Below are 6,119 nucleotides of genomic sequence, written 5' to 3' on the forward strand. Positions count from 1 at the left end.
GCGCCTCCTGGCCGCGCCTCGGCTCGGACGGGGCCTGGCAGGCGCTGCTGAAGGAGAAGGGCATACACGTCACCGACTTCGCGCCCGCCAACATGGGCATCCGCGTGCCCTGGTCGGAGCCCTACCGCAGCCATTTCGCCGGCGCGCCGCTGAAGCGCATCGCCCTCGCCATCGACGGCATCCGGGTGCGCGGCGAGGCGATGGTCACCGAGGAGGGCCTGGAGGGCGGCGCCGTCTACGCCTTGTCGAAGCGCCTGCGGCGCGCGACACAGGACGGCCCGGCCCGGCTCCTGGTGGACCTGCGCCCGGACCTGGAGGCGGACCTGCTCGCCGCGCGCTTCGCCGCAGCGCCGCGCAAGCTCTCCTTCTCCAATCTGATGCGCAAGGCGGCGGGCCTCGCCCCGCCGGCCGCCGGTTTGGTGCGCGAGGCGCTGGGACCGGACGGGCCGCGCGACGCCGCGCATCTCGCCACGTTGGTGAAGGCGGTGCCCGTCACCGTCACCGGCACGTCCGGCCTTGCGCGCGCCATCTCCAGCGCCGGCGGCATCGCCTGGTCGGAGGTGGGGCGGGACTATGCCCTGCGCACCCGCCCCGACACCTTCGTGTGCGGCGAGATGATCGACTGGGAGGCGCCCACCGGCGGCTACCTGCTGCAGGCCTGCTTCTCCACCGGGCGGGCGGCGGCGGAAGGCGTCGTCGCCCGCCTCACCCCTTGAAGCCGTCCTGGTCCAGATAGGCCTGCTCCTCGGGCCGCATATGGCGGCCGAGGATGGGGTTGCGGTGCGGGAAGCGGCCGAAGCGGTCGATGATCTCCTGGTGGATCAGCGCGTATTTCAGCCCGTCCGCGTCGCCGGCCCGGCGGTAGAGGTCGACGCAGCGCGCCTGCCGCGCCGGATCCTCCGCGTGCATCAGCGGCAGATAGAAGAAGTTCGTCAGCGCGGCATAGTCCCCGAGCCGGGCGGGATCGTCGTCGCCGCGCGCCAGCGCCGTCTCCGCGACCTTGAGCGCGGCAGGGTCCGTGGCGAAGGCGCGCGGCGTGCCGCGGAACACGTTGCGCGGCACCTGATCCAGCAGCAGGACGAGAGCGAGCGCGCCGTCGGCCGTGGCGATCCAGCCGTCGAGCCGGCCGGCGGCCGCGGCCTCGTGCAGCGGCAGGAGGGCGGCGTGCACCTCGGCGTCGAAGCCGGGGTCGGCGGTGAACCATTTGTCCGGCCCGGCGGCCAGCCAGAAGCCGAGCACGGCAGCGGGGGCGTTGATCATGGGCGCAGTCCGGGTGGCGAAAGGGGGTTGTCGGCGAGCGCGGCGGCGTCCGGCGCGTCCACCTGCGGCACGCCGAGGAAGGCGTGGAACAGGCGCTCGATCACCTTCGGGTCGAGGTCGCGCACGATCATCACGAGGCGCGTGCGATGGTCGTCGTCCGGCCAGGCGGGAAGGCGCGCGGGCGGGTGCATCAGGTGCTGCACGCCGTGCAGCACCAGCGGCATCTCCACATGCTCCTTGACCTTCACGATCGCCTTCATGCGCAGCAGCTTGGCGCCGTGGGTGGCGCGCAGCAGCTCCAGGAACAGGTCGAGCGTCGCCAGCGGGATCGCCGCGTCGGTGGCCAGCGTGAAGGCGCGGATGCGGGCGTCGTGGCGGTTGGGATCGGGCGCCTGGCCGCCCGCCTCCTGCGCCGCGGCCACCTGCTCGGCGGCGAGCCAGCGGGCGACGTCGGGGATCTTGGCCGGAGGGATCGTAGAGGCCGGCTTCGAGCAGATGCGCGGCGTCCGCCTCGCCCGCCGCGGCGTCGAGGATGGGGGCGGCGGGCGCCAGGTGCCGCAGGCGGGCGGCCAGAGCGGCACGTACGGCTTCGCCCTCCGCTCCCGCAAGCAGGTCCGACTTGGCGAGCACGATGCGGTCGGCCACGGCCACCTGCTTCACCGCCTCCTCATGGGCATCGAGGGTGGCGGCGCCGTTCACCGCGTCCACCACGCAGATCACCCCGTCGAGGCGGTAGCGCAGAGCCAGATAGGGGTGGCCCATCAGCGTCTGGAGGATCGGCGCCGGATCGGCGAGGCCGGTGGTCTCGACGATGACGCGGGAGAAGGGCGGCAGGCGGTTGTTGTCGCGCCCGCGCAGCAGGTCCTCCAGCGCCGCGACGAGGTCGCCGCGCACGGTGCAGCACAGGCAGCCGGAGGAGAGCAGAACCACCCCCTCGTTCACCTCGCGCACGAACAGATGGTCAAGGCCGATCTCGCCGAATTCGTTGATGAGCACGGCGGTGTCGGCGAGCGCGGGATCGGCGAGCAGGCGGTTGAGCAAGGTGGTCTTGCCGGCGCCGAGGAAGCCCGTGAGCACCGTCACGGGGATCGGCGGGGGCGGGCGGCGGCGCAGCGCGGAGGCGCTGGAGTCTGGGGCGCTGGTGTCTTGCGCGCTGGTGTCTTGCGCACGGGACGCGCTGGGGTCGGGGACGCTGGGATCGGGCATGGGCTCGATCTAGCACGATTCCCCACCGTCGCGCTCCCGTCGCGCTCCCGTCGCGCTCTTGCGCCGTCACGGCGGCGGGCGCGCCGCGCGGGTGCTCAGCCCTGGGGCTTGGACGGCGGCAGCGGCGCTGCCTGGGTCTCGCTTTTGGGCTTCGGCTTCGGCTTGGTGGCCGGCGCCGCACCGGCCGTCACCGGGGCGGATTTGGGATCGACCGGCTTCTTCGTGCTGGCGGCGGCAGCGGGTTTCGCCCCGTCCTTTGCGCCGTCCTTGGCCCCCGAGGACGCCGAGGCGACTGCGCTTGGTTTGGCCGCGGGCTTCTTCGGCTTTTCGGCGCTGGCGATGCCGGTGTCCGTGTCGGCGGCCGGCGCCCTCACGCCCGCATAGACCCGCACCGGCGGCATGGAGGGCGGGAGCTGCTGCTGCAGCAGCACGGCGCCGGAGAACTGCACCGGGGCGGCGAAGGAGAAGGGCGAGCCGCTATCGTTCTGGGCGGCCACCAGCTCGTCCTCGTTCTCCGCCGCGGTGCCCCTGCGCTTGGCGTTGCAGACCACGTCGCGCATGTCGGTGGGCGGGCCGCCGGCATTCTGCAGCGAAGCGAGGCTCGCGCCGCCGCCGAAGATCGGCCAGGAATGGTGGAAGCCCTTCTCGAACAGCACCGCCGCTTCCTCGTTGCGGCCGACCGCGGAGGAGGCGCCCAGCACCACCGCGATCAGGCGCTTGCCGTTGCGGGTGGCGGTGGCGACGAGGTTGAAGCCCGAGGCGCAGATGAAGCCGGTCTTCATGCCGTCCGCGCCGGGATAGCGGTCGATCAGGCGGTTGTAGTTGCGCAGCACGATCTTGCCGAACCGGATCGCCGGGATGCGGAACAGCATCTCGTGCTCGGGGAAGTGATAGATGATGGCGCGGGCGAGCAGCGCCAGGTCGCGGGCGCTGGTCACCTGGTCGGGGTCGGGCAGGCCGTTGGGGTTCTCATAGTGCGTGCCGGTCATGCCCAGGCGCTGGGCGGTGGCGTTCATCTCGGCCACGAATGCCGGCATGGAGCCGCCGACACCCTCGGCGATCACCACGGCGATGTCGTTGGCGGACTTCACCATCAGCATCTTGAGGGCGTTGTCGAGGGTGACCTTGGTGCCGGGCGGGAAGCCCATCTTGGAGGGCTGCTGCGAGGCCGCGAGCGCCGACACGGTGAATGGCGTGTCCATGGTCACGCGCCCGTCCTTCACCGCCGACAGCGCGACATAGACGGTCATGAGCTTGGTGACGGAGGCCGGATACCACGGCGCGCCGGCATCCTGCTGCTCGATCACGCGGCGCTATCGGCCTCCACCAGGAGATAGGGATGGGCGCGCGCGGCTGCGCGCCGGACAGCCCCGCCATGGCCAGGCCCGCCAGAGCGACAGTGAAGGCCGCGAGCGTGCGCAAGGCAGGCGCAAGGATGGCAGGCGCAAAGATGGCAGGCGAAAGGAAGGTGGTGCGCGCCAAGCCTACGGCTCCTCGATCTCAGGTGCAGCCCCCGAAAGTTCCCGCCTCTCCTTAACCGCTTTCCGCACCGCCGAAAAGGCGGAACCCGACTTGGCAGCGACAAAGCGGGGTAAAATAGGGCTAGGTCGCGCTCCGGCGCGCATCAGTGCCGGCCATGATTTGGCCGTATTCCGGCAAGGTCTGGCGCGGACACTGGCGTTGCGCGGCGATGACTTGCGCGAACCTTGGCCGTTCCGGCCGGGCGCCAAAAAGACGCTGCTCCGGCGGCGCTCCTCAGGCGGCCGCGTCGCCCGCTCCCGCCCGCGGATGGGCCGCCAGAAGCGCCCGTGCGGCCTCGCCCGCCGCCTCGAACCAGCTGGCGTCCCGGTGCACCAGCGAGGCGGAGAAGGCGCCGTCCAGCAGCAGGAGGATGTGGCGCGCCAGCGCCTCGGGCGCCAAGAAGCCCGCCTGCGCCAGTTCGCCCGCCAGCCAGGCCGCGAATGCGCTCTTGTGGCGCGCGCCGATCTTCACCGCCGGATGGCCCGGCATGGCGGCCAGCTCCGCCGTGGTGCGCAGGAACCCGCAGCCCTTCCATTTGGGATGGCGCGCCGCGCGCGCCAGCGCGGCGAAGATCGCCGCCACCTTCTCGCCGGCCGCCCTCGGCGGCGGCGTACCAGCCCGCCATCTGCTTGAGGTTGGGCTGGTCGCGGGCGTCGAGATAGGCGGCGACCAGCTGGTCCTTGCTCTCGAAATGGTAATAGAGTGTGCGCTTCGTCACCCCCGCCTTCTCAGCGACGGCGTCCACGCTCACGCGGCCGATCCCCTCCGCGTAGAACAGGCGGGAGGCGGCGTCGATGATGCGGGCGCGGGTGTCGGAGGGCTTCGGCATGGCGCCAATGTATACTGACCAGTGAGTATACTCAACCGCGCCGGTCGCCCATCCTCCCGCCAACGCATCAGGAGGAGTGACCCCATGACCCAGCCGGTTCTCATCACGCGCACCGGGACAATCGCGACGCTGACGCTCAACCGCCCGGAGAAGCTCAACGCGCTCAACTACGCGACCATCGACGCGCTGCTCGGCCACCTGGACGCCATCGAGGCGGACGACGGCGTGCGCGGCGTCATCCTCACCGGCGCCGGGGACCGCGCCTTCTCGGCGGGCGGCGACATTCCGGAGTTCGCACGCTCGGTGGCCGAGAGCCCGGAGGCGGCGCTGCGGGACTTCGTGGCGCGCGGACAGCGGCTGACGGCGCGCGTCGAGGCCTACCGCAAGCCCATCGTCGTGGCGGTCAACGGCCTCGCCTTCGGCGGCGGGTGCGAGGTGACGGAGGCGGCGCCGCTCGCCATCGCCAGCGACCGGGCGCTGTTCGCCAAGCCCGAGATCCGCCTCGGCATGCCACCCACCTTCGGCGGCACCCAGCGCCTGCCGCGCCTTGCCGGCCGCAAGCGCGCCATGGAGCTGCTGCTCACCGGCGCGCCGTTCCTGCCCGAGCGGGCGCTCGAACTCGGCCTCGTTAACGCGGTGGTGCCGCACGAAGACCTGCTGTCGGCGGCGCGCGCCATGCTGGAGGCGATCCTGGTGCACTCCCCGCTCGCCGTCGCCACCATCCTCGCGGCGGTCACGCGCGGCATCAATCTGCCGATCGCCGAGGGGCTGGCGGTGGAGGCGGAGCAGTTCGCCCGCATGGCGCCCACCGCCGACCTGCGCGAGGGGCTCGACGCCTGGATCGCCGCGCGCGCCGGACTATCCCGCCGGTGGTCGGCGCTGGCGGGAGCGTGAGCCATGGAGGCCTATACCAGCTTCGCCAAGCCGGTGTTCGAGGCGTTCCGCGCCGACGACGGCCCGGCCCGGTGCACATGCTGAACCTGATCCGGCTGCGCGTTCAGGCGGCGTATGAGGACCGGCGCCCGGCGACCGGCCTCGAAGCCTACCGCGCCTATGGCCGGCTCAGCGCTCCGGTGCTGGCCGATCTCGGCGGGCGCATCGTCTGGCGCGGCGGCTTCGAGCTGAGCCTCGTCGGCCCGGCGGGAACGGCGTGGGACATCGCCTTCATCGCCGAATATCCGAGCCCGGCTGCGTTCGTCGCCCTGTTCGCCGATCCGCGCTACCGCGCGGCGCTGGTGCACCGGCAGGCGGGCGTCGCCGACAGCCGGCTGGTGCGCTTCCGCCCCCTGCCGGCCGGCCAGGG

5 protein-coding genes and 2 pseudogenes are annotated in these 6,119 nt (G+C 72.3%); 3 read left to right on the forward strand and 4 right to left on the reverse strand.

Translation table 11 applies throughout. The features are described 5' to 3' along the window. On the forward strand, positions 1-716 hold a 716-nt coding region (locus AC2W7M_RS18100), incomplete at its 5' end, for a TIGR03862 family flavoprotein (protein WP_486133794.1). Here the strand turns inward: AC2W7M_RS18100 and AC2W7M_RS18105 are convergent. From AC2W7M_RS18105 to AC2W7M_RS18120, 4 genes and pseudogenes are all read right to left on the reverse strand, one after another. Beyond that, positions 706-1,260: a DUF924 family protein gene (locus AC2W7M_RS18105; protein ID WP_486133796.1), complete on the reverse strand. Its 555-nt coding sequence runs from the start codon at positions 1,258-1,260 to the stop codon at positions 706-708. The genes AC2W7M_RS18100 and AC2W7M_RS18105 overlap by 11 nt on opposite strands. After that, a pseudogene (locus AC2W7M_RS18110) lies at positions 1,257-2,466 on the reverse strand (CobW family GTP-binding protein). Before AC2W7M_RS18110 ends, AC2W7M_RS18105 begins: the two are co-directional and overlap by 4 nt. A gap of 95 nt (positions 2,467-2,561) precedes the next feature. Next, positions 2,562-3,773, reverse strand: coding sequence for a D-alanyl-D-alanine carboxypeptidase family protein (locus AC2W7M_RS18115; RefSeq protein WP_486133798.1), 1,212 nt, complete (start codon positions 3,771-3,773; stop codon positions 2,562-2,564). Between the two features lie 448 nt (positions 3,774-4,221). Then, a pseudogene (locus AC2W7M_RS18120) lies at positions 4,222-4,816 on the reverse strand (TetR/AcrR family transcriptional regulator). A gap of 84 nt (positions 4,817-4,900) precedes the next feature. On the opposite strand from AC2W7M_RS18120, the gene AC2W7M_RS18125 reads away from it, so the two are divergent. Both AC2W7M_RS18125 and AC2W7M_RS18130 read left to right on the forward strand, forming a co-directional pair. Next, positions 4,901-5,710 carry a crotonase/enoyl-CoA hydratase family protein gene (locus tag AC2W7M_RS18125; protein WP_486133800.1) on the forward strand — a complete coding sequence of 270 codons (810 nt, stop codon included), beginning with the start codon at positions 4,901-4,903 and terminating at the stop codon, positions 5,708-5,710. 77 nt (positions 5,711-5,787) lie between these two features. Then, positions 5,788-6,119, forward strand: a 332-nt coding sequence (locus AC2W7M_RS18130) for a DUF1330 domain-containing protein (RefSeq protein ID WP_486133802.1), incomplete at its 3' end; no start/stop codon positions are given.

This window comes from Xanthobacter sp. BG11Y11_SDJG, from assembly GCF_057364445.1.